20 protein-coding genes and 2 pseudogenes are annotated in these 24,399 nt (G+C 72.8%); 8 read left to right on the plus strand and 14 right to left on the minus strand.

What is annotated here, in order from left to right; genetic code table 11:
- Positions 1–4: 4 nt before the first annotated feature.
- Both IE219_RS20365 and IE219_RS20370 read right to left on the minus strand, forming a co-directional pair.
- Positions 5–988: a Zn-ribbon domain-containing OB-fold protein gene (locus IE219_RS20365; RefSeq protein ID WP_189979477.1), complete on the minus strand. Its 984-nt coding sequence runs from the start codon at positions 986–988 to the stop codon at positions 5–7.
- A 50-nt stretch (positions 989–1,038) separates the two neighbouring features.
- Complete coding sequence (locus IE219_RS20370; protein WP_189979479.1) at positions 1,039–1,839, minus strand: crotonase/enoyl-CoA hydratase family protein; 801 nt, start codon at positions 1,837–1,839, stop codon at positions 1,039–1,041.
- Positions 1,840–2,004: 165 nt separating this feature from the next.
- Between IE219_RS20370 and IE219_RS20375 the strand changes: the two genes are divergently transcribed.
- Entirely contained in the window at positions 2,005–3,630 is a 1,626-nt protein-coding gene (locus IE219_RS20375) for an acyl-CoA synthetase (RefSeq protein ID WP_189979481.1), read from the plus strand.
- 319 nt (positions 3,631–3,949) lie between these two features.
- Positions 3,950–4,765: a pentapeptide repeat-containing protein gene (locus tag IE219_RS20380; RefSeq protein ID WP_189979483.1), complete on the plus strand. Its 816-nt coding sequence runs from the start codon at positions 3,950–3,952 to the stop codon at positions 4,763–4,765.
- A gap of 4 nt (positions 4,766–4,769) precedes the next feature.
- Here IE219_RS20380 and IE219_RS20385 read toward each other — a convergent pair whose 3' ends face one another.
- From IE219_RS20385 to IE219_RS20395, 3 genes are all read right to left on the minus strand, one after another.
- On the minus strand, positions 4,770–5,582 hold the full coding sequence (locus IE219_RS20385; protein WP_189979485.1) for a GNAT family N-acetyltransferase: 813 nt from the start codon (positions 5,580–5,582) through the stop codon (positions 4,770–4,772).
- A gap of 100 nt (positions 5,583–5,682) precedes the next feature.
- Entirely contained in the window at positions 5,683–6,249 is a 567-nt protein-coding gene (locus IE219_RS20390) for a cupin domain-containing protein (RefSeq protein ID WP_189979487.1), read from the minus strand.
- Positions 6,250–6,265: 16 nt separating this feature from the next.
- Positions 6,266–7,495 (minus strand): cytochrome P450, encoded by a 1,230-nt coding sequence (locus IE219_RS20395; RefSeq protein ID WP_189979489.1) that lies wholly within the window; start codon positions 7,493–7,495, stop codon positions 6,266–6,268.
- A 384-nt stretch (positions 7,496–7,879) separates the two neighbouring features.
- Between IE219_RS20395 and paaK the strand changes: the two genes are divergently transcribed.
- Positions 7,880–9,169 (plus strand): phenylacetate--CoA ligase PaaK, encoded by a 1,290-nt coding sequence (gene paaK, locus IE219_RS20400; protein ID WP_189979491.1) that lies wholly within the window; start codon positions 7,880–7,882, stop codon positions 9,167–9,169.
- A gap of 97 nt (positions 9,170–9,266) precedes the next feature.
- Positions 9,267–9,827, plus strand: a complete 561-nt coding sequence (locus IE219_RS20405; protein WP_229849887.1) for a hypothetical protein — start codon at positions 9,267–9,269, stop codon at positions 9,825–9,827.
- Here the strand turns inward: IE219_RS20405 and IE219_RS32575 are convergent.
- From IE219_RS32575 to IE219_RS20430, 5 genes and pseudogenes are all read right to left on the minus strand, one after another.
- A pseudogene (locus IE219_RS32575) lies at positions 9,788–10,209 on the minus strand (IS5/IS1182 family transposase); the annotation flags it as partial. The gene IE219_RS20405 and the pseudogene IE219_RS32575 overlap by 40 nt on opposite strands.
- A 293-nt stretch (positions 10,210–10,502) precedes the next feature.
- Positions 10,503–10,916: a hypothetical protein gene (locus IE219_RS20415; RefSeq protein ID WP_189979494.1), complete on the minus strand. Its 414-nt coding sequence runs from the start codon at positions 10,914–10,916 to the stop codon at positions 10,503–10,505.
- Between the two features lie 554 nt (positions 10,917–11,470).
- Positions 11,471–12,616 carry a methyltransferase domain-containing protein gene (locus IE219_RS20420; RefSeq protein ID WP_189979495.1) on the minus strand — a complete coding sequence of 382 codons (1,146 nt, stop codon included), beginning with the start codon at positions 12,614–12,616 and terminating at the stop codon, positions 11,471–11,473.
- A 17-nt stretch (positions 12,617–12,633) separates the two neighbouring features.
- Positions 12,634–13,497 (minus strand): radical SAM/SPASM domain-containing protein, encoded by an 864-nt coding sequence (locus tag IE219_RS20425; protein WP_189979497.1) that lies wholly within the window; start codon positions 13,495–13,497, stop codon positions 12,634–12,636.
- 737 nt (positions 13,498–14,234) lie between these two features.
- Positions 14,235–15,041: a hypothetical protein gene (locus IE219_RS20430; protein ID WP_189979499.1), complete on the minus strand. Its 807-nt coding sequence runs from the start codon at positions 15,039–15,041 to the stop codon at positions 14,235–14,237.
- 19 nt (positions 15,042–15,060) lie between these two features.
- Between IE219_RS20430 and IE219_RS20435 the strand changes: the two genes are divergently transcribed.
- Positions 15,061–16,413, plus strand: a complete 1,353-nt coding sequence (locus tag IE219_RS20435; RefSeq protein ID WP_189979501.1) for an NsdA family TPR-like regulatory protein — start codon at positions 15,061–15,063, stop codon at positions 16,411–16,413.
- Here IE219_RS20435 and IE219_RS20440 read toward each other — a convergent pair.
- Entirely contained in the window at positions 16,410–17,423 is a 1,014-nt protein-coding gene (locus IE219_RS20440; protein WP_229849889.1) for an NAD-dependent epimerase/dehydratase family protein, read from the minus strand. The two genes, IE219_RS20435 and IE219_RS20440, sit on opposite strands and share 4 nt — an antisense overlap.
- A gap of 87 nt (positions 17,424–17,510) precedes the next feature.
- On the opposite strand from IE219_RS20440, the pseudogene IE219_RS32580 reads away from it, so the two are divergent.
- Positions 17,511–17,693 (plus strand): annotated as a pseudogene (locus tag IE219_RS32580) (hypothetical protein); the annotation flags it as partial.
- Positions 17,694–17,737: 44 nt separating this feature from the next.
- On the opposite strand, the gene IE219_RS20445 reads toward IE219_RS32580, so the two are convergent.
- Positions 17,738–18,094, minus strand: a complete 357-nt coding sequence (locus IE219_RS20445; protein ID WP_189979503.1) for a winged helix-turn-helix transcriptional regulator — start codon at positions 18,092–18,094, stop codon at positions 17,738–17,740.
- An 86-nt stretch (positions 18,095–18,180) separates the two neighbouring features.
- Here IE219_RS20445 and IE219_RS20450 point away from each other — a divergent pair, with 86 nt between their 5' ends.
- On the plus strand, positions 18,181–19,116 hold the full coding sequence (locus tag IE219_RS20450; RefSeq protein ID WP_189979505.1) for an NAD(P)-dependent oxidoreductase: 936 nt from the start codon (positions 18,181–18,183) through the stop codon (positions 19,114–19,116).
- Between the two features lie 9 nt (positions 19,117–19,125).
- Here the strand turns inward: IE219_RS20450 and IE219_RS20455 are convergent, their stop codons facing one another.
- Positions 19,126–20,628, minus strand: a complete 1,503-nt coding sequence (locus IE219_RS20455; RefSeq protein WP_189979507.1) for a fatty acyl-CoA synthetase — start codon at positions 20,626–20,628, stop codon at positions 19,126–19,128.
- Positions 20,629–20,783: 155 nt separating this feature from the next.
- Here IE219_RS20455 and IE219_RS20460 point away from each other — a divergent pair, with 155 nt between their 5' ends.
- Complete coding sequence (locus IE219_RS20460; protein ID WP_229849890.1) at positions 20,784–23,207, plus strand: penicillin acylase family protein; 2,424 nt, start codon at positions 20,784–20,786, stop codon at positions 23,205–23,207.
- A gap of 39 nt (positions 23,208–23,246) precedes the next feature.
- Here IE219_RS20460 and IE219_RS20465 read toward each other — a convergent pair whose 3' ends face one another.
- Complete coding sequence (locus tag IE219_RS20465) at positions 23,247–24,347, minus strand: calcium:cation antiporter (RefSeq protein ID WP_189979511.1); 1,101 nt, start codon at positions 24,345–24,347, stop codon at positions 23,247–23,249.
- Between the last annotated feature and the right edge of the window lie 52 nt (positions 24,348–24,399).

Below are 24,399 nucleotides of genomic sequence, written 5' to 3' on the forward strand. Positions count from 1 at the left end.
GCGCTCACAGCAGCTCCTTGTACGTGTCGTAGTCGGCGTCGGGTTCGCCGGTGGGGCGGTAGTGGTCGGGGTAGCGGGCCCCTTCCGTCCAGACGGGTTCGACGCGCAGGCCCATCCGGACCTGGTCGTAGGGGATGCCGCCGATCCGGCCGTGCAGGGCGAGACCGGCGCCGTCGAGGGCGATGTGGGCGTAGACGTACGGCACGTCGATGTCGAGGTTCTTCGCCTTGATGTTGACGACGCAGTACGTGGTGACCGTGCCGCGCGGGCCGACCTCGACGCGGTCGGTGGTGGCGACGCCGCAGGTGGGGCAGGCGCCGCGGGGCGGCACGTACACCTTGGCGCAGGACGGGCAGCGCTCGCCGACCGTGCGGCGCTCGGCGAGTCCGTACAGGTAGCGGGTCTGAGCGCGGCCGGGGCTGTAGGTGTAGTCGAGCCGGGCGGGGGTGGTGATGCCGGTGACGGGGTCGGCGAACTCCCCGTCGTGCGCGGCGGGTCGCCCTTCGCCGGTGCCGGTGGACGGGCCGGGCGCGTCGTCCTCGTACGGCTCGAAGCAGGCGATGTCGGTGATGGCGCCGGAGCGTTCGGCGGCCCAGCGGATCCTGACCCGCATGCCGGTGCGGACCGACTCGGGGCCGGGGGCGTCGAGGGCGTGGAGGAGGGCGGTGCCCGCGCCGTCGAGGCGGACCAGGACCCAGGCGAAGGGGGTGGCCAGGGGCTGGCCGGGGCGGGGCGCGGGGTTCCAGGCCCAGGTGGTGACGGTGCCGGTGGCGGCGACCTCGACGAGTTCGCGCAGTTCGGCGGCGGTCTCGGGGTCGTACTCGACGGGGGGGACGAGCACCTTTCCGGACTCGGTGCGGACGCCGAGGACGACGCGTTCGCGCAGTCCGGTGAGGAAGGCGGACTGGACGGGGCCGAGGGAGCGGGTGAAGGGGAACTCGACGACGAGCGGGGCGCGGAGGATCTCGGGCGGTGGGGTGACGGTCACGGGCGGGCACCTTCCTCGGGCGGACGGGGCGGGGCGGTGGCGGGGCGGGGTCACTCCCGGCGGTAGACCGGCGGGCGCTTCTCGGCGAAGGCGCGGGCGCCCTCCTTCGCGTCCGCCGTGTCGAAGACCGGCCAGCCCCGGGCCAGTTCGGCGGCGAGGCCGTCCTCCTCGGTCATGTCGGCGGTCTCGTAGACGGACGCCTTGACGGCCTCGACGGCGAGCGGTCCGCAGGCGTTGATCCGCTCGGCGATGCCGAGGGCGGTCTCCAGCGCCTTCCCGTCGGGGACGACCCGGCCCACGAGGCCGATCCGGGCGGCTTCCTCGGCGCTGTAGGGGCGGCCGGTGAGGAGCATCTCCAGGGCGTGGGTGCGGGGGATCTGGCGGGGCAGCCGGACGGTGGAGCCGCCGATCGGGAAGAGGCCGCGCCTGACCTCGAAGAGGCCGAAGAGGGCGGAGGTCCCGGCGACGCGGATGTCGGTGCCCTGGAGGATCTCGGTGCCACCGGCGACGCAGGGGCCCTCGACGGCGGCGATGACCGGCTTGCGGGGGCGGTGGTGGCGGAGCATCGCCTTCCAGTGCAGGTCGGGGTCGGCCTTCATGCGGTCGCGGTACGCCTCCCCGGCCATGCCCTTTCCGGCGAGGGCCTTGAGGTCCATGCCGGCGCAGAAGGCGCCGCCGGCCCCGGTGAGGACGACCGAGCGGACGCTGTCGTCGGCGTCGGCCTCCAGCCAGCCGTCGTAGAGGCCGACGAGCATCGGCAGGGACAGCGCGTTCTTGGCTTCGGGGCGGTCGAGGGTGAGCACGAGCGTGGCGCCTTCGCGCCGCACGGTGAGGTGTTCGGTACCGGCCATGGGCGTCTCCCGTCTCCAGTTCTGGAACAGGTTGCAGCAGTGCCCGGGTCAGTTCAATAGTTTTCTGACACTCAGTCAGATTCTTTGGCGCACCCCCTTCCCACCTCGGGCCCGCGGCGCTCTAATGACCGCCCGAGTCCGAACGCGCCGGGGTCAGGAGGAACGGTGGAGTACAACCTTGCCGACCTGTTCGAATCGGTCGTGGACGTGGTGCCGGAGCGCGAGGCGCTGGTCTACGTCGACCACCCGGGCACGGGTGCCGAGCGCCGGCTGACCTACTCCGAACTCGACGAGGCGGCCAACCGGCTGGCCCACCACCTCCTCGACGCGGGCGTCCGCCCCGGCGAGCACCTGGGGCTCCACCTGTACAACGGCGTCGAGTACCTCCAGACCGTGCTGGCCTGCCTCAAGGCCAGGATCGTGCCGGTGAACGTCAACTACCGGTACGTCGAAGAGGAGTTGGTCTACCTCTACCGGGACGCCGACCTGACCGCCCTGGTCTACGACGCCGAGTTCACCGACCGCGTGGCGGCGGCCCTGCCCCGGGCGGAGAGGCTGCGGCACCTGGTGCGGGTGGGGACCCCGCCCGAGGGGGCCGCCGCGCTCGGAGCCGTACCGATCGAGAAGGCCGAGGCGGCGGCCTCCCCCGCGCGAGGCTTCGCGCCCCGCTCCGGCGACGACCTGTTCATCATCTACACCGGCGGCACCACCGGCATGCCCAAGGGCGTGCTCTGGCGGCAGGAGGACCTGTTCTTCGCCGGGCTCTTCGGCGGGGACCCGGCGGGCGAGCCCGTCAAGCGCCCCGAGGAGCTGGCCGAGCGGGTCGCGGCCGGCGGCGCCGGGCTCACCTTCTTCCCCGCCCCGCCGCTCATGCACGGCACCTCGACGCTGACCACCTTCATCGCCCTCAACTACGGCCAGCGGGTGGTGCTGCACCGCAAGTACGTGCCCGAGGAGGTCCTGCGGACCCTGGAGAAGGAGAAGGTGTCCAGCATCTCCCTGGTCGGCGACGCGATGCTCCGGCCGCTCGTCGACGCGCTGGCCGGGCCGCTGCGCGGCACCGACCTCTCCCACCTCTTCAGCCTCTCCTCGTCCGGCGCGATCATGTCGGAGACGGTACGGGCGCAACTGCGCGAGCTGATGCCGAACGTCGTGCTGCTCAACAACTTCGGCTCCACCGAGTCGGGTTCGAACGGCCGGGCCACCGACGACTCCGGCCCGGAGAACGGCTTCCGGCTGCACGTCAACGAGCGCACCCAGGTCGTCGACCCGGCCACCCGGCGGCCCGTGGCCGTCGGCGAGATCGGCCGGCTCGCCCAGCGCGGCCACGTCCCGCTCGGCTACTACAACGACCCGGCGAAGACCGCCGAGACCTTCTTCGAGCGGGAGGGGGTGCGGTGGGTGCTCCTCGGGGACATGGCGACCGTCGACGCCGACGGGGTGGTGACGGTCCTCGGCCGGGGCTCCCAGTGCATCAACACCGGGGGCGAGAAGGTCTATCCGGAGGAGGTCGAGCAGGCCCTCAAGTCGCATCCGGACGTGTACGACGCGCTGGTGGCGGGGGTGCCGGACCCGACGTGGGGCAGCCACGTGGCCGCCGTCGTCCAGCTGCGCGCGGGGGCCGCCGCGCTCGACCTGGCGGCCGTCCAGGAGCACTGCCGCCGCCACCTGGCGGGCTACAAGGTGCCGCGCCAGCTCGTCCTCGCCGACCGGATCCAGCGCTCGCCGAGCGGCAAGGCGGACTACCGGTGGGCGAAGGCGGTGGCGACGGAGGCGGACGCGGGGGCATGAGCCGGGAGGCCCGGGACCGGGCCGGGGGGGTCCACGAGGGGGGACACGGGGCCGGGTAAGGGGTGCGCACGCCGCCGGAAGGGGTCCCTCCGCACTCCCGTGGCGGCGCCCTCGGCCGGGGTCCGCCGGGAGAGGGCCGTCCCGGCGACCGGTTCCGGCCGGGCGGGACGGTGCCGGGACACGCGGTACGGTGGGCCGATCGTCCCCGTACCGCCGAGGACCGCTCCCGGGCCACCGCGCACCGCCCCCGCCCCGCCCCGGCGGGCCGTCACCGCGCCCCCGGGAGTCGTCCCCGTACCGCCGAAGGAAGCGTTCCACCGTGCCCGAGATCCGGGAAACCTCCCTGCGCGGCGACTGCGCCCAGTGCTTCGGCCTGTGCTGCGTGGCCCTGCCCTTCGCGAAGTCGGCCGACTTCGCGGTGAACAAGCCGGCGGGCGACCCCTGTCGCAACCTCCGGGACGACTTCCGGTGCGGGATCCACGAGCGGCTGCGGCCGAGCGGTTTCCAGGGCTGCACGGTGTACGACTGCTTCGGCGCCGGCCAGCGGGTCTCCCAGGTGACCTTCGGCGGGGTGTCCTGGCGGGAGGCACCGGAGACCGCGCGCCGGATGTACGAGGTCTTCCCGGTGATGCGGCAGCTCCACGAGCTGCTGCGCTACCTCTCCGAGGCCCTGGAGCGCCCGGCCGCGCGCCGGATCCACGGCGAACTGCGCGCCGCGCTGGCCCGGGTGGAGGAGCTGACCGCGCTGCCCGCCGAGGAGCTGGAGGGCCTCGACGTCGCCCCCGTGCGCGCCGGGGTGAACCCGCTGCTCCTGCGCACCGGCGAACTCGTGCGCGCCACCGCCGGTGGGAAGCCGCGCTCGCGCCGGGGCGCCGACCTGATCGGGAAGCGGCTGCGCGGGGCGGACCTGCGCGGCGCCGACCTGCGCGGCGCGCTGCTGATCGCCGCCGACCTGACCGGCGCCGACCTGACCCTCGCGGACCTGATCGGCGCCGACCTGCGGGACGCCGACCTGTCCGGCGCGACCCTCACCGACGCCCTGTTCCTCACCCAGCCCCAGCTGAACGCGGCCCGGGGCGACGCCAGGACCGTCCTCCCCCGGGGCTTCGAGCGCCCGTCCCACTGGGCGGTCTGACCGCTCACCCGTACCGGTGGGGCGTGGTGGTGGTGAGCGCGGTGAAGCCGAGGCGCTGGAGGATCGGGCGGCTGGTGGGGAGCGCGTCGACGTGGAGCAGGTGGTGGCCGCGCGCGGCGGCGAGGCGGGCGCGGTGCGCGACGAGGGCCCGGTAGAGGCCCCGGCCGCGCCATTCCTCGACGATCCCGCCGCCCCAGAGCCCGGCGAAGCCGGTGCCGGGGTACAGCTCCAGGCGGGCCGCGCCGACGGGGACGCCGTCGGCGAGGGCGACGACGGCGGTGACCGTGCGGGGCGAGGCGGCCAGCGCGTCGAGGAGGGCGCGGCGGAGCGGGCCGCCGTCGGTGCCGAAGGCCCGCTCGTGGACCTCGACGACCTGGCGGACGCCCTCCTCGCCGGTGGCCTCGCGGAGTACGACGCCGGGCGGCAGGGGCACCTCGGCCGGGAGCGCGGACGCCTCGGCGACGAGCAGCGTCTCGGGCTCCTCGGGGACGAAGCCGGCCGCGCGGAGCCGCTCGCCGAGGTCGGCGGGCCCGTCATGGCCGTACAGCTTCCACTCGAAGGGGAGGCCGAGGGCCCGGTAGTGGGCGATCTGCCCGGCGATGGCGGCGTCGGCGGTGCGGGCGTCGAGGCCGGACCAGAGGACGCCGTTCCAGGCGTGGGCGGGGCCGGTCTGCCGCACGACGGCGCCGGTGCGTTCGATCCGGCAGCCGGGGCCGTCGGGGCGGGCCTCTCGGCGCAGCCGGAGGTCGTACAGGGCGAGCAGGCGGGCGGGGTCGGCGGGCGGGCCGGGGACCGGGGCCGGGGGTTCGGAGCGCATCCGGGTCATTGAAGGCCCCCGCCCGGTGCCGGGCAACGCCTTTTCACCGGGGCGGAGGCGGTCCTTCCGCGTGTCCGCACGGAAGGACCGCCCCGGTGGGTCAGCTCCCGCCCGGCCGCCCGGCGTCGTGCCGGAGCGGGGTGATCTGGTCGATGTCGTAGCGGAGCCGGAGGCGTTCGACGGCGGCGTGGTCGACCTCGCCGCCCTCCCCCGCCTCCGCGAGGATCTCCATCAGCTCCTCGAAGTACCGCTCGTGGTCGGGCGGCGGGGACGCCTGGAAGAGCATCCGGGCCGGGGTGCCGGTGGGGTTGGCGAAGGCGTGCGGGCAGCCGGCCGGCACCAGGATGAGAGTGCCGGGGGTGGCCCGCACCGTCCGCTGCCCCGAGGCCGACTCCCACTCCCGCCAGCTGTCGCGGGTGCGGACGAGGGGTTCGAAGGCGAGGACGTCGAGTTCGCCGTCGAGGAGGTAGAACAGCTCCTCGCTCTGCCCGTGGGCGTGGGCGCCGACGTCGAAGCCGGGCGGGACGACGACCTCGAAGGTGGAGGCGGTACGGGAGTGCTCCCCGGTCACCTTGAAGGTGACGTGCTGGGCCCGCGTGTTCAGGGTGCGGCCGTGGCCCGGCGGCACGACGAGGCCGCCGGCGGCCCCGATGGCGAGGGCAGTCATGGCTGCCGGTCCCTCCTCACCAGGTCACGGGCAGGGTCTCGGGGCCCCGGATGAGGGCGCCGCGCTGCCAGCGCAGGGCCTCCTCGGGGACGGCGAGCCGCAGCCCCGGGAAGCGGGTCCACAGGGAGCCGAGGAGGATCTCGGACTCGATGCGGGCGAGCGTGGCGCCGGGGCAGTAGTGCGGGCCGTGGCCGAAGGCGACGTGCGGGTTGTACGCGCGGTCGAAGTCGAGCCGGGCGGGGTCGGCGAAGACGTCCGGGTCGCGGTTGGCGGCCAGGTAGGAGACGTAGACGGGGTCTCCGGCGGGGATGCGGACGCCGCCCACCTCGACGTCCTCCAGCGCGATCCGGGAGAGGCCGACGGCGTTGCGGTGCGGGATGTAGCGCAGGAGTTCCTCGACGGCCTGCGGGATCAGGGCGGGGTCGGCGCGCAGCCGGGCCAGGTGGTCGGGGTGGGTGAGCAGCGCGTAGACCATGTTGGCGCTGTTGTTGCGGACGGCGTGGGCGCCGCCGATCTGGATGAGGACGGCGAGGCCGACGGCCTCCTCCTCGGTGAGGGTGCCGTCGGCGACGGCCTCGGCGAGGACGGCCGCGAGCTGGTCGCTGTCGGGGGCGTGGCCGCCGGCGATGAGGTCGGTGAAGTACCGGCTCATCTCGTCCTTGGCCCGCTCGCTGGCCTCCCGTCCCGCACCGGCCGAGATGATCGTGTCGGACCAGTGGGCCATGAGGGAGTGGTCGGTGGCGGGGACGCCCATGAGCTCGCTGACCATGGCCAGCGGGAAGGGCCGGTTGACCGTCTCCATGAGGTCGGCGGGCGGGCCCTGCTCCTCCAGCCGGTCGAGGAGGCCGTCCATGACGGACTGGGCGTGCGCGCGCAGGGAGCGCAGGGCGCGGGCGCTGAAGGCGCGGGCGACGACGCGGCGCATCCGGGTGTGGTCGGGCGGGTCGGCGAAGCCGACGGCGTCGGCCATGGGGATGAAGTGGGGGGCGAGCCGGGTGACGGGGCGGCCCCAGACGGCCTGGCGGCTGAAGCGGGGGTCGACGGTGACGAACTTGACGTCCTCGTAGCGGGTGACGAGCCAGGCGTGGCCCTCGCCGTGCGGGAGGCGGACCCGGGTGACGGGTTCCTCGTGGAGGAGCCGGGCGAGGAGCGGGTCGAAGTCGAGGCCGGTGAGGTCGGGCACGGCCCAGAAGTGGACCCGGGGGGCGTCGGCGGCGTCGGGGGTGCCGGTGGCGGTGGTGGTCACGGCGTCACCGCCGCGGGGGCGGTGCGGTGCGGCTGGGGCATGGCGTTCGCTTTCGTCCGGGCGGGGGTCCCGCTCCGGCGGGCCCGTCCGGGCGCGCGGGGCGGATCGCCCGGCCCGGGGTGGGGGGCGGCTGGCGGGGCCGGGGCCCCGGTTCGGTCCAGCCTTGCCCCGGCCCCGTACCGGCCATGCGCGGACCGTGACGAACCCACCCCAAGGTATGAAAACCCTTCTGTCATCCTTTCTCTCCGCTCCGGCGTCGCGCCCCTTGCCAAACCCCTCCCCCGTCCGGCTTGACTGTCCTCCACACGGATCGACCGAATGATCGGTCGCCCGCCGCGCGGGGCGCGGCCGGGCGCGGGCACGGGCGCGAAGGAGCGGCGGCGCATGACGGACCTGCTGGACGACGGGGAGCGGCTCGGGCGCGAGGAACTGGCGGCGCTCCAGCTGGACCGGCTGCGGCACACGCTGCGGCACGCGTACGAGAACGTGGACTTCCACCGCCGCGCCTTCGACGCGGCCGGGGTCCGCCCGGACGACTGCCGCTCCCTCGCCGACCTGGCCCGCTTCCCCTTCACCACCAAGGCGGACCTGCGGGCCACCTACCCCTTCGGCATGTTCGCGGTGCCGGAGGCGGAGGTGCGCCGGATCCACGCCTCCTCCGGCACCACCGGCCTGCCGACCGTCGTCGGCTACACGGAACGCGACCTGGAGGTGTGGGCCGATGTGGTGGCCCGCTCGCTGCGGGCGGCCGGCGTCCGGCCGGGCCACAAGGTCCATGTGGCGTACGGCTACGGCCTGTTCACCGGCGGCCTCGGCGCGCACTACGGGGCGGAGCGGCTGGGCTGCACGGTGATCCCCGCCTCCGGCGGGATGACGGCCCGCCAGGTGCGGCTGATCCAGGACTTCCGGCCCGAGGTCATCATGGTGACGCCCAGTTACATGCTGACGCTGCTCGACGAGTTCGAGCGGCAGGGGATCGACCCGCGCGCCACCTCCCTGAAGGTGGGGGTGTTCGGCGCGGAGCCGTGGACGGAGGCGATGCGGGCCGAGATCGAGGAGCGGTTCGCGATCGACGCGGTGGACATCTACGGCCTGTCGGAGGTGATGGGGCCGGGCGTGGCGCAGGAGTGCGTGGAGACCAAGGACGGACTGCACGTCTGGGAGGACCACTTCTACCCCGAGGTCGTGGACCCCTTCACCGGCGAGGTGCTGCCCGACGGCGCGGAGGGCGAGCTGGTCTTCACCTCCCTGACCAAGGAGGCGATGCCGGTGATCCGCTACCGCACCCGGGACCTGACCCGGCTGCTGCCGGGCACCGCGCGGCCCGCCTTCCGGCGGATGGAGAAGGTCACCGGGCGCAGCGACGACATGATCATCGTGCGCGGGGTGAACCTCTTCCCCACCCAGATCGAGGAGATCGTGCTGCGCACCCCCGCCGTCGCCCCCCACTTCCAGCTCCGGCTCACCCGGGAGGACCGCCTGGACGTGCTCACCGTGTGGGCGGAGGCCCGCGCGGACGCCACGCCCGAGCAGCGCGAGGCGGCGGCGCGGTCGATCGCACGGGCGGTCAAGGACGGCATCGGCGTCGCGGCCTCGGTGGAGGTCGTGGACCCGGAGACGCTGGAGCGGTCGGTGGGCAAGATCCGGCGGATCGTGGACCTGCGGGAGAAGTAGACCGGGACGGCCACTCCCGGGGCGGCCGGTGGTGCCGGCCGCCCCCTGTGTCGCCGACCGTCAGGGCGAGCACTACCACCGGGCCCCGTGGTCCGACATGACCACCACCTGGACGACCCACATCTCCGGCATCCCGGAGACGGCACCCGGTGTCGGCGTCGTCGCCGCTCTCATCCGCCTGATGGCGCTGCCCGCTCGTGGACAACCCGCTCCCGCGCTTTCCGAAGAAGGACGCTGCCCAGGGCTGTCTCTTGGATCCGTCCATGAGATCGTCGTGCTCGTGATCGAGTCTTGGGTGATCAATGACGACAGCCCTGTCCCTGTGTCGTCGGCGGGGGCGGTGGAGGCTCTTCGGTCGAGGATCGACAGGGGGCAGCTTGAGACGTGGCTGACCAGTTCGTCCGGACGGTTGCTGGCCTTCGTGACGAATGCCGAGCGAGCGATGGTGGTACTGCTCGAAGGCGAGGGTGATCCCGGCGAGCACGCCGTGACCCCCGGAACCGCGGGGTCGAGCGACGGGTTCGTCCTCTCCAACGGGCAGGACGACGAGTATCCGGACGAGGACACCGTCCCCATCCGCGAGGCATTCAGGCTCGTGGAGCACATCGTTGACACGGGCTCATGGCCTGCGGACGCACGGTGGGTGGTCGATCGCTGAGCGGGCTGTCGCCGTGCCCGGACGAGGATCGCGGCGAGGTGGCGCGCGGCCCGGTGGGCGATGGCGAACTCGTCGGTCCGCATGGCCAGACCGCGCCACCGCTCGAAACGGTTGATGCATCGCTCGACCGCGTTGCGCCGCTTGTACGACTCCGCGCCGAAGGCGAGCGGGCGACCATCCGCACCGCCTCGCCGCAGCCGGTGGCCGATCCGGTCGGAGGGCCGGGTGACGACAGCGCGGATTCCGCGTCGGCGGAGGCGGCTTCGCATCGCGCGGGATGACTACGCGCGGTCCGCGAGGACGGCACCGGGACGGGCCCCGGTCATCCGGGTCCGCTTCGCGGAATGCGGATAGCAGCCATGACGGTCTCGAAGACCGGGGCGAGCTGCCGCATGGCGAGGTTCGTGCGGCAGCAGACGGCCACGATCAGGACACGGTCCGCCGACGGCAGACACCACGAACGGCCGCCACCAGGCCCGTTCCCGCCCCGTTCCCGCACCACCTTCAACAGCTGTTCGAACTACCGCATCGCCTGCTGCTGAACTTGATCGGGTGATGTTGGGGATGCTTGCCTGACGCTGACCCGTCGGCCGCGGTAGCTGTGAAGTGCGCGTAGGGCGGTGGGCCGACCGACGCGGAGAGGGCCGTGTGGGAGCGGATCCGGCTACAGATTCGTCAGTCGCCGTAGTACCGGTCGTAGGAGGCGGAGCGCTCTTCTACTGAGAAGTCCTCGAATACGCCGTTTGCCTCGAACTCGCGCAGTCGGTCCAGTGCCGCCGTCGCCGAAGGCGCACGGCTGGCCGAGAGGTAGGCCTTCGTCGCGTCGAGCCCGTGCCCGAGCAGGAACTCGATGTCGATCGAGCACGCCGCGTCGAAGCTGGCCTGCTTCGCGCTCCAGATCAGGAGCACGTCGTCGAGGTCGCCGCTGCTGAACAGGTAGAAGCAGCAGAGCCTCATCACCTCGGTGTCGCCCGAGCCCTGGGCACGTCGCTCACGCGCCGTGTGTTCTCTGAGGAGTGCACGGATCTCGTCGAGGTCCGCACCGACGGGGCGAAGCCCGTAGCGGTGCCAGCATTCCTCGTCATCCATTGCTGGTCTCCTTGATCGTCCGGTCCGGCCCGTGGCCTATCGGCCCTGCTCATCGCCGTTCGGTCGAACGACGGCCCCTCTGCCGGTCACAGTACGCACACCATGGGCCGACGGTCACCGGCGACGGTTACCGATGGCCCACGCCACCCGACATCGCTCAATCAAGTTGAGCAGCAGGGGGCGGGGGTGGAGTGCGATGCGCGTCGTACTCCACCCCCTCATCCGCTACTGAGCACGGGTTACGGCCCGGCATCGCGCCGGCCGGATCCTGCCCAAGCCCTGGTCGCCGCTCTTTCGGCGAGAGCGACCGGGCTCGGAGTCCGGGGTCCGCCCGGTCCGGTCAAACGGGCGGGCCCTGTGCGGTCCCCCCGCCGACCTGTCCAGGGGTCGGCGCCGCATGGAAAGCCCTTCTCAAGGGTCCGCGCGCGGGGACGGTCACCGCTCAGTGACCGACGGTTCCGTCCCTCGGAGGACTACACGCCCCGACCGTGAGGGCGGGGAGCTGGGAAGTCCGGCACGGCGGAGCACTAACAGGTGTTCCACCATGCCGGGGCTTACGTGTTACCCATGGATGCGCGCCACTGTCCCCGGGACAGGTGTACGACTCCATCGGGCGTGATGCGGACCTGAGCGCCGAGCAGCGGCAGCGCCCCTTCGGCGTTGAGCCGGTTCCGGATGCGTTCCAGTGCGGTCCACAGCCGTTGCGGTCCGCCCTGGTGGACGTCCGGTGGGTCGGTCCACTCAGCCACGGCTCGGGCCCATGATCCGTCAGGGTGGACGAGGTACGCGACGCGGATTCGGCCACTGGTCTCGTACGACACCTCTACGCCTGGTGTCGTGACTTCCAGCATGGACCGCAGTTCCCACGCGTTCGCCACATCCACCACCGGGTAGCGGCCCGTACCGCGTTCGTCCCCCTTCGCCTCCATGGCGTGGGCGAACAGCTCGGCGAGGGCGGGCGGGTAGTCGTCTCCGGACCGGGTGAGCATGAATCCGGCGGTGTCCCGCTCGACGACCCCCACCACGTCCTCGCTCGTGTGCTTCCACCCGGTCACGATCAACGACGTCCGGGCAAGGGTCGTTGCGATCCGGCCCCCGGGCCTGAGCGCGTCCAGGACGGGGCGGAGGCCGGAGCCGGGGGTGAGGGCGACTGTCGACACGATGCGTTCGTACGTTCCGGGCACGTGCTTGGTCGCGTCGGCGGTGACCATGCGCGGGTGGTGGCCGAGCCGTGCGAGCCGGTCCCCGGCGGCGCTGACCAGGTACGGGTCCACGTCCAGACTCGTCACGTGCGCGCCGCCGAGCCGGTGGCAGGCGTACGCGGTGAGCCCGCCGGCTCCGGTGCCCAGGTCGAGCAGCGGCAGCCCTTCGCCGACCCGGGCGTGCCGCAGCATCCGCACGACCAGGCTCGGGAGCGTCGCGGACGACGTGGGCTGTCCCTCGGGGTGGTCGTCGGGCTCCGCGTGGTCGGCGTGCAGCGTGCCAACCCGGGTGACCAACGACCGGTCCATGTAGGCGTACTGGCGCCAGTCTTCCGGCTCGCTGGGGCCGTCCATCAGTGCCCAGCGTCCTGCGGGGTCCCGCGCCCACCAGCGCGGAACCAGTTCGTGGCGGGGAGTGTGCGCGACGGGGGCGAGCCAACGCGAATCCGGGTCGGTCACCCGGGACGCGAGGGCAGCAGCTTTGGTCTGCCAGTCCATCGGTTGCGCCTTCCGGTCTAGTAAGCGGGGTCGCATGCTTCCGTGTTGGCGGGGTCGCAGTCGCCCGAGTCGTTCGGCGGGCAGGCGTCCGCGCGCAGCGGCGGAACCATGGCGGACAGTTCGGCCCACTCCTTCCCTCCGAGCAGGTTCCCGAGCCGGGTTTCGCGGACGTTGCCCGCCGGGAAGTCGCGGGAGAGCACGCAGCCGGCGAGGTCGCCGTTCGGCAGGATCGCAGCGCGTCCCCGGGTGCACCGGCCGCACATCTCGGTCAGCGTCGGCGCCTGTCCCGGCAGCCTCGCACGGCCCACGGCACGCGCCCGGTCGGTGGTGATGTGCTCGACGCCCATGGACTCCAGCTCGGCGCGGGCTTCGGTGACGCGCTGTCCCGGCAGGATGTCCACGATTCCGGCTCGGAGGGTGATACCCCGCGTGATGGCCTCGCGGATGTTCGCCCGGGTGCGGACGTAGCTTCCAGGCCTGCCCGTGATCCGGTCGTGCTCGGTGGGGTCGTCGCTGTAGTAGCTGGTTCCGAGGGTGACCCCCTCGCGCTCGAACAGCTCCCACCACGCGGGGGCGACGTGGAACAGGTTGCTGTACACCTCGACGTGCAGCCCGAGCGAGAGCCCGAGTTCGGTGAACTTCCGCCACTGTGGGTGAACGGTCGGCTCACCGCCGATGAGCTGAATGGTGCCGATGCCGAGTTCGACGGCGTCCCTGATGACCGCGCACCAGTCCTCGGCGGTCATGTCGCCGTGGGACGCCTGTGGGCTGGACTCGGCCAAGCAGTGCGTACACGTGAGCTGACACTTGCCGGTGATCTCCAGTTCCAACGACTTGATGCCGGGAAGCGGTTTCACCGGGTGCTCAACAAGCATGGTCATGGTGGGGCTTCCTTCCGCCAGTGCTAGGGGTGGTAGTGCGAAACCTGTCCGGCTGTCGACCGTCCCCACGGAGGAACAGCCGGACGGGAGTGCAGAGAGCGCTACGGCGTTACGCGGCCAGCAGCAGGCGCGCGGCCTGGTCCACGCCGGCCTGGCCGTCCTCGGCCGGCTCGGTGTCGCTGGTGCTGGTCGTCGGGTCCTCGGTCGTAGGCTCGGTGAGTCCGGACACGGGGTCCCCCTCTCTCTTCTGTGTCGGTCCCGGCCCGGTCGGGCTCGGGGGTGGTGCGCGGTTCCGCCGTCAGACGGAACCGGAACCCGCATCCGTCGGGCTGTCGGCCGTGATGGGTACCGGCAAGCCCCGGGAAGTCCCCCGGATGCGGGAGTGGTGCCCCGCCCCTGCCGTAGAGCGAATCGCGGTCCCCGTGCTGTCCTTCCTGTCCGGGGCCCTTGCGGCGGGGGCAGGAGATCAGTTGGGCTGTACGCGCTGCTCGTCAGGCAGGGCAGTTCCTTCTCGGCGGCCTCCACCGGTGACGGCGGCGGTCCGGCGGTGCAGCCGACGAGCGCCAGCGAGACGACGGCGAGGACGCAGAGGGGGCGGGCAACGGCTATCCCCATGGTCATCCTGTTCAGAACAGTGGTGATCACCGGCGAGGCCGGTCTACAGGGCGTTGCGGAGGTAGAGAGCTCTGCCCCCTCGCCCGTCGCGACGGTCGCCAGGAGCATCGCGATCTTGTTGATCATCGAGTCGGCGCGTACGGCGGCGGGCCGTAGGAATCGGAGATGATCATGCGCTCGACGGGGCGGTGCACCGTCGTGGGGTGGCTCACCGTGATCGGTCGACCGGCGTGGAAGTGGAGGAGCTTGGTGCCGAGGCGAGGTGTCGCCATGTTGGAGACCGCCCGGAAGAGTCCGGCCTGCGTCTCGATGTAGTCGCCCACCTTGATCCACTGCGGCTCCACGGTCAGCGGGCAGGTACCGGGGGGCACCGCCGGGCCGGTCTTGCGAAGGCCCGCGAGTCGACATCCCAGGGTCGCCGACACCTTGAGCCAGTTGAAGGCATAGAAGGTCTGCGACCCCGCGTGCGGCCTTCTGGAGAGTTCGAGCTGCTGCGCGGCCCGGTCAAGCAGCGCACTCGTCTCGTCCTTGCCGTCCCACTGAAGCGTCAGCAGGTGCGACAAGTGCCGGATCGTGCTCCTGACCGCGGCATCGATCTCGGCCCGAGTCGAGGTTCCAATCTTCATGGCGCTCACGCGCTGGAGGTCGGTGCTGATGAACAACCCCTCGTTCACGAAGACATGCTCCGCTCTCCGGTCGCCCACTGCGGTGTTCACCACCGGCATCTCCCTCCGTTCGCCGCCGTCGTTTCGACGTGACAAAGCATCGGAGAGGGTGCGGAGACTTCTCCACGACATCGTGCCGCCATCCGGCAAGTCCCGCGCGGAGAAGAAAGCCACCTCGGTGACTTTCAAGAGACTTCTGACGGATCGCTTCACCAACCAAGCCCGCAGGCAAAGGTGTTGGTGATAATCCAGAAGGAAGGTCACCACTTAGCGGGAGGGCCGCATGGCGGAAGAGTCGCACGAGACACTGCTCCGATTCCTCTCACGAAAGAGACGCATCGAGCCGTACGCCCTGTTTCTCCCCCTGTTCGAGCAGACCGCACGCAGGTTAGGAGAGCAGGCCGGAGACCACCGACTCTGCCAGGAGACCATCAGCAGTCGGCAATGGACTCGATGGCTTCAAGGGCAGGCAGCTCCCCAGCCATACGGCCGCGCAGTGCTCGAAGAGATATTCGGCCACCCGGTGGCCCACCTGTTGGCACCTCAATCCGAACAACGGCAGAAAGAAGAACGTCCCCTCTCCGCCGCGCAGTACCCGCACATACTGGAAGAAGACCTGCTCATGACCGCACACGCGGCTGGCATGCACGCCGGTGACGCCGCTTCGTCGTCCCTGACCCCCGAGTCCATCGACCTCCTCCGCAGCCAGGTGTCGACCCTGGCCCGCGCCTACCATCAGAAGCCGGCCTCGGAGATCTTCGTGAAGGCCCGTCGGGTCCGAGAAACGATCGAACAGCGAATGCCGCTCACGCATCGCCCTGACCAGACCACGGACCTCCTTCTCCTCGCCGGACAGTCCTGCGCCCTGCTGGCGTCGGCCGCCTTCGACCTCGGATCCCGCGAGGCGGCGGAAGCCTTGACCCGGGCGGCCATCGCCTACGCCCGCCCCATCGACCACACCCCTCTGATCGCATGGTGCGGCGGGAACCTGGCGCTGCTGGCCTACTGGGACGGAAGGCCGACCGAAGCACTGGGCCACGTGGAGGCGGTCCGGGACCTCGCCACGTCCGGCACGGCCAAGCTCAGGCTCCACAGCATCGCCGCGCGTACGTACGGGCACCTGGGCGACTCCGGCGGGGTCCGCGCCGAACTGGCCGCGGCCGACCAGGTGGACATGAGCATCCGCGACGACCACCACGACGAGATCGGCGGAGAGTTCGGATTCTCCCCTGAGAGGGCCGCGATGTCGGCTGGAAGCTCCTGGCTCCTCGTGCAGGACGGCGCCAAGGCGGTGGAGGCCTCGACCCGGGCGCTCGCCCTGGCTCGCGGCAGGTCCGGTCCGCAGCGTTCGCCGAAGGTCGAGATGGAGGCGTCGGCGGACCTGGCCCTCGCCCAACTCCTGAGCAGGGACTTCGAATCCGCCGTGACAGCGCTGGGGCCGGTCTTCGACCTTCCGCCGGAGAAGAGGGTGGACGGGCTCCTCTCCCGCCTCCGAGGCGTGCGTTCACAGCTCGCAGCACCCGAGCTGCGGGGGCGCCGGGAAGCGGCTGAACTGGCCCGTCACATCGAAGGTTTCGGACGGGACTCCGCGCGATCCATGCTCCCCGGAGCCCCGTCCACCGCGATCGGCGGTTAGCGCGCGTCCCAGGCGGCGAGCAGGGCGGCCTCCTTGTCCGCGGCGATGCCGTGGTGGGCCGCCCTCTCGTTGTCCACGGCCGCCTCCCCCGAAGCCAGCCACGCCCACGTGTCGGCCACCGTCTCCGACAGCGGGCGGCACACGAGGCCGGCTTCTTGCGCGCGAGCGCCGGATACCGTCCAGGTGCCGGGGTACGTCCTCCAGAGCGGCAGCTCGGTCCACTGCTTGGCGCCATGGGCGAGCAGGAAGCCGCCCTCCAGCCACTCCAGGGTGGCAGTCGAGCCGGTGGCCTCGATGCAGGCCCGCAAGAAACTCTCCATCGAGGCGTGGTTCGCCGGGGCCGTCACGTTGAAGACTTCGGCCGTCCGGCCGGCCTCCGCCCGATCGCACGCGAACGCGGCCACGTCACGGGCGTCCACCGGGGCAATGGGCTGGTCCGGCACGCCGGGGGCGAGGATACGCCCACCGCGCTCGATGCGCCGCAGCCACCACGGCAGCCGGCCCACATACTCCTCCGGCCCGAGGATCACGCCGGGACGCAGGATGGTCAGCGCGTTCCCGAGGTTCGTCCGAGCGGCCTTCTCGGCATCGGCCTTGTCCACTCCGTAGGCGACGTTCACATCCGCCGGGACACCTGGCACGGGCTCTGCTTCCGCAAGCGTCGGCAGGTCTTCCGTGAGCGGGAGCAGCGGCCAGCCCGCGTAGACGGAGACCGTGGATACGTACACGTACCGGGTCGCAGCCTCGCTCAGGGTGCGCGTCGCCAGGTCCACCACGTCCGCCGACATGCCGGACGTGTCGATGATCGAGTCCCACGGTCCTGCTCCGGCCAGATGCTCCAGGTCTCCCTGGTCGGTTCGATCACCCTGGATGGCGTGGGCGCCCTCCGGATTCTTCCCGGTCTTGCCCCGGTTGAAGACGGTGACAGACCACCCTCGCCGCAGGGCCTCGACCGCGACCGCGCGCCCGAGGAAGTGGGAACCGCCCATCACCAGCACTGACTTCGTCATGGATCACACGGTACAGACGAGGAAGAACATGACGGCAAACGCGGGCGTTCCGCAGGTTGGCCTCCGGGCGGCGGGTGCCGCTGGAACGCTTGGGCTCGGGACGGAAGGGGGACGGCCTCGGTGGAGGTGGTGGCCCCGGAGGCGCTGGAGCGGTCGGTGGGCAAGATCCGGCGGATCGTGGGCCGGCGGGAGGAGCGGGACGGGGCGGCCGGGAGGCGTACCCACCTTTTAGTGGGTACTTGTCGCCGTCGGCGGGCCGGGAGAGGGTGAGGGTGTCGACGGGGACGGCGCCGCACCGGACCGGAGGGAGGGAGTCAAGAGGCGGCCGGCCGGTCGAGGTCGTCGAGGCGGTCGAGGTGCGCGTGTCCCCAGTCGGAGAGCGGGGCCAGCGCCCGGGAGAGCGCGAGGCCGTGCGCGGTCAGCGAGTAGACCGTCCTGAGCGGTACGCCGTCGTGCGCCTCGCGGTGCACGAGTCCGTCCTCCTCCATCTCGCGCAGGGTCTGGGTCAGTACTTTCTCGCTGATCCCGCGCACCTTCCGGCGCAGTTCGCCGGGCCGGTGCGGCCCCGCTTCGAGCAGCCACAGCAGTGTGGTCCGCCACTTTCCCTCGATCACCGAGACCGCGGCGGCCACGCCGCAGACCTCGCCCCCGTCGAGCCGGACGCGCGCCATCGCCGTCCCCTCCCCGTCCGTGCGCGGCCGGTCCGCCGCGTCGCCGCACCCACCCTAATCCGCTTTCGCACCGTAGGAGTTCACGCATGTCCGCCACCCCGGAGACCACCCCGGAGACCACCTCTCAGACCAGCGCTGAGACCGCCTCCCGGCAGCCCGCCGTCACCGTGCTCGGCCTCGGTCCGATGGGCCGTGCCCTGGCCGGCGCGTTCCTCGCGGCCGGGATCCGCACCACGGTGTGGAACCGCACGCCCGGCCGGGAGGGCGACCTCACCGGGCGGGGCGCCGTCACGGCGGCGAGCGCCGCCGAGGCGGTCGCGGCGAGTCCGCTGACCGTGATCTGCATGGTCAACTACGACGCCACGGACGCGGTGCTGCGGCAGGACGCGGTGGAGGCCGCGCTCAAGGGCCGTACCCTCGTCAACCTCTCCGCCGACACGCCCGGCCGTGCCCGGGACACGGGGGCGTGGGCCGGGGAGCGCGGCATCCGCTACCTGGACGGCGCCGTCATGACGCCGGCCGGCACGATCGGCTCGCCGGCCGGCGTGTTCCTGTTCAGCGGCCCGGCCGGCCTCTACGAGGAGCACCGGCCGGTGCTCGACGGGCTCGGCGGCACCCACACCCACCTGGGCGAGGAGGTCGCGCGCGCCGCGGCCTTCGACATCGCGCTCCTCGACGTCTTCTGGACCTCGATGGCCGGGTACGTGCACGCGCTGGCCCTCGCGGACGCGGAGGGCGTCACGCCGCGCGAGCTGGCGCCGTTCGCGGCGGGCATCGCGCGGATCCTGCCGCCGCTCTTCGAGGAGTTCGCCGGGGACGTGCAGGACGGCACCTACTCCGGCGCGATCAACCCGGTGACCTCGGCGGTGTCGACGATGGCGCACGTCGTGCACGCCGCCGAGGAGCACGCCATCGACTCGGGCGTGATGCGCGCGGTCGAGGGGCTGGCCCGCCGCACCGTGGCGCTCGGCCACGGCGCGGACGGGTTCTCGCGGGCCGCGGAGGTGCTGCGGCGGCGCTGAGCCGGCCGGTCAGGTGCCCGCGTACCGGTCGCGCAGCTCCCGCTTGAGGATCTTCCCGCTGGCGTTGCGGGGCAGGGCGTCGGCGAAGACGATCCGCTTGGGCGCCTTGAAGGAGGAGAGGTTCTCCCGGGCATGGGCGAGGAGTTCGGCCTCGGTGACCTCGCCGCGCGGGACGACGACGGCGGTGACCGCCTCGATCCAGCGGTCGTCGGGGAGGCCGATGACGGCCGTCTCGGCGACCGCCGGATGGGTGTAGAGGGCGTCCTCGACCTGGCGGGAGGCGACGAGCACGCCGCCGGAGTTGATGACGTCCTTCACCCGGTCCACGATCGTCAGGTAGCCGTCGGCGTCGCGGACGGCGAGGTCGCCGGAGCGGAACCAGCCGTCGCGGAAGGCGGCGGCGGTCTCCTCCGGCTTCGCCCAGTAGCCCTCGCAGAGCTGCGGGGAGCGGTAGACGACCTCGCCGGGGGTGCCGTCGGGGACGTCCGCGCCGGCCTCGTCGACGACCCGCGCCTCGACGTGCCGGACGGGCCGGCCGCAGGAGTCCATGCGGCCCTCGTGCTCGTCGGGGCCGAGGACGGTGGCGAGCGGGCCGATCTCGGACTGGCCGAAGCAGTTGTAGAAGGCGAGGCCGGGCAGGCGCGCGCGGAGCCGTTCGAGGACGGGCACGGGCATGATCGACGCCCCGTAGTACGCCTTGCGCAGGGCGGAGAGGTCGCGGTCGGCGAAGCCCGGGTGGTTGGCGAGCGCGATCCAGACGGTCGGCGGGGCGAAGAGGCTGTCCGCGCGGCCCGCCTCGACCAGGTCGAACAGCGTGTCCGGGTCGGGCGCTTCGAGGAGCGTGCTCTCCGCGCCGACGGCCAGGTAGGGCAGCAGGAAGACGTGGGTCTGGGCGGAGTGGTAGAGCGGCAGGGCGTGCACCGGCCGGTCGTCCTCGGCCAGGTCGAGGGCGGCGACGGCGCTGTCGTACTCGTGGACCAGCGCCCGGTGGGTCATCATCGCGCCCTTGGGCAGGGCGGTGGTGCCCGAGGTGTAGAGCAGCTGCGCCAGGTCGCGGGGATCGCTGTCGGAGGTGTACGGCTCCGAGTCGGCGAGCGCGTCGAGGAGCGAGCCCGGCGCGTCCCGCAGGGCCCGGACCCGCACGCCCGCGGGGATCCGGTCGGCGAGCCCGGGATCGGCGAGGACGAGGGAACTCCCCGACTGGTCCAGGAGGTAGGAGAGGTCGTCGCCGGTGAGGTGGTGGTTGACCGGGACGTGCACGAGTCCGGCGCGGGCGCAGGCCAGGAAGGCGATCAGGTACGCGTCGGAGTTGTGGCCGTAGGTGGCGACCCGGGCGCCCGGCACGAGTCCGGGCTCGCGGCGCAGCACGGCCGCGGCGGTGGAGACGGCGGCGTCCAGCGCGGCGTAGGTCCAGGCGCGGTCCGCGTACCGCAGGGCGGTCCGGCCGGGGACGCGCCCGGCGCTCGCGCGCAGCACGCCGTCGACGGTGCGGGTGAGGAGTCCTCGTTCCATGGCTGGATCCTGGGCTCGGCGGTGCGGCGGGTCAAGTACCGCGACCGGACCGCGCGCTTCCCCGCGACCGGCGCGGAAGGGCCTGTTGACAGGGTGCGCGCCGGGCTGACTGGATGGCCCGACCGGCTTTCACCACCTGCCCGTTGGGAGTCATCTTGCACCTGCGCACTTTCCTCTCCCGTCGTTCCCGGGGACGGCTGGCGCTGGTGGGCGCCTCGCTGGCCGCCGTCACCGCGGGGCTGCTGCCCGGCGCCGCGGCGGCCGACCCGGGCGGGGACCGGGGCCGGGAGCACCGGCCGTCCGACCGGGGCCTGAGCGCCGTCGTCCGCTACACCGAGTACGGGGTGCCGCACATCCTGGCCGGGAGCTACGCGGACCTGGGCTTCGGCACCGGATGGGCGCAGGCCGCCGACCAGGTGTGCGTGCTCGCGGACGGCTTCCTGACCGTGAACGGCGAACGCTCCCGGTACTTCGGCTCCGCGGGCGCGCCGGACGGCTCGCTCTCCTCCGCGACCACGAACCTCTCCAGCGACCTGTACTTCCGGGGCGTGAAGGAGGCCGGGACGGTGGAGGCGCTGCTGCGCGCCCCGGCCCCGGCCGGCCCGAGCGGCGACCTGAAGGAGCTGATGCGGGGGTGGGCGGCCGGGTACAACGCCTGGCTGCGGAAGAACCGGATCACCGACCCGGCGTGCGCGGGCGCCTCCTGGGTCCGGCCGGTGACCGGGCTGGACGTGGCCCGGCGCGGCTTCGCGGTCTCCGTGCTCGGCGGGCAGGGGCGGGCGGTGGACGGCATCGCGGCGGCGGCCCCGCCGGCCGGGGCCGCGGCCCGCGCCGCCGCCGCGCCCGGTCCCGACCCGGAGCGGACGGCGGAGGCGGCGCGGGCGCTGTTCGCGCCGGAGAACGCCACCATGGGCTCCAACGCGGTGGCGTTCTCGGGCGCCACGACGGCGAACGGGCGGGGGCTGCTGCTCGGCAATCCGCACTACCCGTGGCAGGGCGGCCGCCGGTTCTGGCAGTCGCAGCAGACCATTCCCGGCGAGCTGAACGTGTCGGGCGCCTCGCTGCTCGGCACCGCCGTCGTCAACATCGGCTTCAACGACAAGGTGGCCTGGAGTCACACGGTCGCCACCGGCGTGCCGATGAACCTGCACCAGCTGGCGCTGGTGCCCGGCGACCCGACGTCCTACCTGGTGGACGGGAAGCCGGAGCGGATGACGGCGCGGACGGTGACGGTGGCGGACCGGGACGGCGCGCCGGTGACCCGTACCCAGTGGTGGACCCGGTACGGGCCGGTGACGGACGGGCTGGGTCCGGCCCTGCCGCTGCCGTGGACGGCGGCCACCGCCTACGCGCTCAACGATCCGAACGCGGCCAATCTGCGGGGCTCCGACACCGCGCTGGCCCTCGGGAAGGCCCGCTCGGTGCGGGACGTGTCGGAGGCGCTGCGCCGCACCCAGGGCCTGCCGTGGGTGAACACGATCGCGGCGGACGCGGCCGGGCGCACCTATTTCGGCCAGTCCCAGGTGCTGCCCAGGATCACCGACGAGCTGGCGGAGCGCTGCTCGACGCCGCTCGGCCGGGTCGTCTACCCGGCGTCGGGCGTGGCCGTCCTCGACGGCGCGCGGTCGGCGTGCGCGCTCGGCTCGGACCCGGACGCGGTGCAGCCGGGGATCTTCGGGCCGTCCCGGATGCCGGTGCTGACGGACGCGCCGTACGCGGCGAACTCGAACGACAGCGCGTGGCTGGCCAACGCGGACCGTCCGCTGACCGGTTACGAGCGGGTCTTCGGCACGCAGGCGACCCAGCGGTCGCTGCGGACCCGGGGCGGGATCGAGGACGTGTCGGCGATGGCGGCGCGCGGCCGGCTGACGGTGGCGGACCTCCAGCGGCAGCAGTTCGCCGAGCGGGTGCCGGCGGCGGACCTCGCCGGGGACGACGTGGTCGCGGCCTGCCCGGCGGTGCTGCCCGGTGAGCCGGAGGCGTGCCGGGCGCTCGCCGGCTGGGACCGGACGATGGACGCGGACAGCCGGGGCGCGCTGCTCTTCGACCGGTTCTGGCGGCGGTTCACGGCCTCGGTGCCGGCGGCCCGGCAGTGGCGGGTGCCGTTCTCGGCGGCGGACCCGGTGCGCACCCCGCGCGGGATCGAGACGGGCACGGCGGGCTTCGCGAAGGCGCTGGCGGACGCGGTGGCGGAGCTGCGGGCGGCGGGCATCCCGCTGGACGCGCGGCTGGGCGACCACCAGTTCGTGGTGCGCGGCGGGGAGCGGATCCCGGTGGGCGGCGGGACGGAGTCGCTCGGCGTCTGGAACAAGACGGAGGCCGTGTGGAACGCGGCGGGCGGGGGCTACGTGGAGGTCGCGCACGGCACGAGCCACGTGCAGGCGGTGGGCTGGGACGGCGGGCGCTGCCCGGTGGCCCGCACCCTGCTGTCGTACTCCCAGTCCTCGAACCCGAACTCCCCGCACTTCGCCGACCAGACGAAGCTGTACGCGGGCGAGCGCTGGGTGACCTCCCGGTTCTGCGAGAAGGACATCCTGCGCTCGCCCGCGCTGAAGGTGGTGCCGGTCAGGGAGCGGTGACCCCGGCCGGGGGCTTCCGGCCGGGGGACGGGTTCCCGGTCAGGGGCTGAAGGAGAGGAACACGAAGGCGGCGAAGATCGAGAGGTGGACGCCGCCCTGGAGGAGGGTGGCCCGGCCCGGCACCACGGTCAGCGCGCTGACCACGCCGGTGAGGGCGAGCAGCACCATGTGGAGGGGCCCCAGGCCGAGGACCAGGGGCCCGTCCAGCCAGATGGAGGCGAGCGCGATGGTCGGGATGGTCAGGCCGATGGAGGCGATCGCGGAGCCGTAGGCGAGGTTGAGGCTGGTCTGCATCCGGTCGCGGCGGGCGGCCCGCATCGCGGCGAGGGTCTCGGGCAGCAGGACCATCAGGGCGATGACGACACCGACGACGGCCTTGGGCAGTCCGGCCGACTCGACACCGTCCTCGATGGTCGGCGAGATCACCTTGGCGTTGCCGACGACGGCGATGAGGGCGACGAGGAGCAGGCCGAGGCTGAAGAAGGTGGCCGCTTTGGTCGGCGGGTCGGCGTGCTCGTCCTCCGAGAGCTCCTTGCCGTCGGAGGTGACGGGGAGGAAGTAGTCGCGGTGCCGGAAGGTCTGGACGGCGACGAAGACCCCGTACAGGCCGATGGAGGCGATGGCGGCGAAGGCGAGCTGGGCGCCGGAGAACTCGGGGCCCTGGTGGCTGGTGGTGAAGGTGGGGAGGACCAGGGTCATCGTGGCGAGGGTGCAGACGGTGGCGAGCGCGCCGCCGGAGCCCTCGGCGTTGAAGACCGCGACCCGGTTGCGCAGGGCGGCGACCAGGAGGCAGAGGCCGACGATGCCGTTGCAGGTGATCATGACGGCGGCGAAGACCGTGTCCCGGGCGTAGGTGGCCACTTTGTCGCCGCCGCCGATCATGAGGCTGACGATGAGTCCGACCTCGATGACGGTGACGGCGACGGCCAGCACGAGCGAGCCGAAGGGTTCGCCGACCCGGTGGGCGATCACCTCGGCGTGGTGGACCGCGGCGAGGACGGCGGCGGCCAGGCAGAGCGCGACGAGGGCGACGGCGAAGCCCGGTAGCTCCCGCCCCCAGGCGAAGACCAGCGCAAGCAGGGCCACCACCGGCCCCCACGTGGTCCACTCCCGGGTCAACGCCTTGGTGCTCGAAGTCATCATCCTCTTCCTGCCCTAGGGAGCCGCGGCCGTCCGCCGGGGACGGGGCCGC

The organism is Streptomyces termitum (assembly GCF_014650175.1).
GTDB classification, from domain to species: Bacteria; Actinomycetota; Actinomycetes; order Streptomycetales; family Streptomycetaceae; genus Streptomyces; species Streptomyces termitum.